Annotated in this window: 2 protein-coding genes; both read right to left on the minus strand. The window is 68.8% G+C overall.

The features are described 5' to 3' along the window. Positions 1 to 664, minus strand: a 664-nt coding sequence (locus tag AB0B72_RS40235) for a cellulose binding domain-containing protein (protein ID WP_367745063.1), incomplete at its 3' end; no start/stop codon positions are given. A gap of 43 nt (positions 665 to 707) precedes the next feature. Then, positions 708 to 1,514, minus strand: an 807-nt coding sequence (locus AB0B72_RS40240; protein ID WP_367745064.1) for an endo-1,4-beta-xylanase, incomplete at its 5' end; no start/stop codon positions are given.

Below are 1,514 nucleotides of genomic sequence, written 5' to 3' on the forward strand. Positions count from 1 at the left end.
GCGAGTAGTGCATCGTCGAGGCCGAGTAGTAGTACGTGTTGTCGACCCGGAAGATGTCGATGTCGGCCAGGTCCTCCCACAACACCGGGTTGGAGTACGTGGAGGACGGCGGCCACGGGCCGGACGGGCTCGGCGACGGGCTGGGGCTGGGTGACGGGCTGGGGCTGGGTGACGGGCTCGGGCTGGGTGAAGGGCTCGGGCTGGGAGAAGGGCTGGGGGACGGGCTCGGGGAAGGGCTGGGGCTGGGCGAGGTGACGTCTCCCGTACAGGTGGTGCCGTTGAGGGCGAAGTCGGTCGGCTCCGGGTTCGACGAGGTCCAGGCGCCGTTGAACCCGAAGTTGGTGCTGCCGCCGGTGGCGATGCTCCCGTTGTAGCTGGCGTTGGCGACCGAGACCCGGTTGCCCGACTGGGTGGGCGTGCCGTTCCACATCTGCGTGATGGTCTGCCCGGCTGTGAAGGTCCAGGTGAGGTTCCAGCCGCTGATCGGGTCACCGACGTTGGTGATGGTCACGTCGGCGCCGAAGCCGCCCCCCCACTGGTTGGTGATCTTGTAGACGACCTTGCATCCGGCCGCGGCCTGGGCCGGCTGGGCCCCCACAGTCCCGAGCGCGCCGAGCGCGACGGCCGCGAAGGCCGCGATCCAGCGCCTTCGTAACATCTTCATCTGAGCTCCAGGAAATCGGCGAGCGTTGTCCGAGGAGGCGTGTTCACGCCGTCGTGCACGTCGCGCCGTTCAGGGTGAAGGCGGTGGGCGCTCCGGTGTTGCCGGTGTGCGTGGCCTGGAAGCCGATTTCGGTGGAGCCGCCAGACGGGATCGAGCCGTTGTAGCTGACGTTCTGCGCGGTCACGGCCCCGCTGGTGGGCGAGTACGTGGCGTTCCACCCGGACGTGATGGTCTGCCCGGAGGGAAGGGTGAACCGGAGCGACCAGCCGTTGACCGCCGAGGAGCCGGTGTTGGTGATCTTGATCGAGGTGGTGAACCCGGTGTTCCAGGGGTTCATGGTGTAGGCGACCTGGCACGGAGAGGTCCCGCCGCTCGGGGACGGGCTCGGCGAGGGGCTCGGCGACGGGCTCGGCGACGGGCTCGGCGACGGGCTCGGCGAGGGGCTGGGTGACGGGCTGGGCGAGGGGTTGGGAGCGCTGTTGAGCACGTCGAGGACGGCGGTGTAGGCGGGCCTCTTGTTGTAGTTGCCGTCGAAGAGCAGGACGGCGCTCGGGGCGCGCCAGGACCATTTGTCGGTGATGCCCCAGACGGTGATGCCGGCGCAGCGGGGTACGTTCACGCAGGCCTGGGTGACGCGGCGGTAGTTGTCGGTCTGGGCGGTGGTGCTGCCGTCGATGTCGAGCTCGGTGATCTGGACGTCGACGCCGAGGGCGGCGAACTGGGCGATGTTCTGCTGGTAGTTGGAGGGCACCGACCCGAAGTGGGACTGCAGGCCGACGCAGTCGATCGGGACGCCGCGGGCCTTGAAGTCCTTGACCATGTTGTAGACGCCGCGGGTCTTGTTGGCGTT

The organism is Microbispora sp. NPDC049125 (assembly GCF_040802045.1).
GTDB lineage: Bacteria > Actinomycetota > Actinomycetes > Streptosporangiales > Streptosporangiaceae > Microbispora.